Raw genomic sequence first — 305 nt, forward strand, 5'->3', positions numbered from 1 at the left:
GAAGCCAGGTCTGGCGCCGGCAGGGCTTTGCGGTCGAGTTTGCCGTTGGGGGGTAGTGGCAGTGTGTCGAGGTGGACGTAAGCCGCCGGGAGCATGTAGTCCGGCAGTTGGGTTTGCAGGTGGCGGCGCAGTGCGTCGATATCGAGGGGTTGCGGCGCGGTGTAGTAAGCGACCAGGCGTTTTTCGCCGGGGATGTCTTCCCGGGCCAGGACGACGGCTTCGTTGATGTCTGCGTGCTGGGCGAGTTTGGTTTCGATTTCGCCGAGTGCGATGCGGAAACCGCGTATTTTCACCTGATCGTCGTT

1 protein-coding gene is annotated in these 305 nt (G+C 62.3%); it reads right to left on the bottom strand.

Annotated elements, in window-relative coordinates; genetic code table 11:
• The coding region (locus tag BK665_RS33455) for an AMP-binding enzyme (protein WP_148053290.1) at nt 1-305 on the bottom strand (305 nt) is incomplete at both ends.

This window comes from Pseudomonas frederiksbergensis (assembly GCF_003732665.1).
GTDB lineage: Bacteria > Pseudomonadota > Gammaproteobacteria > Pseudomonadales > Pseudomonadaceae > Aquipseudomonas > Aquipseudomonas frederiksbergensis_G.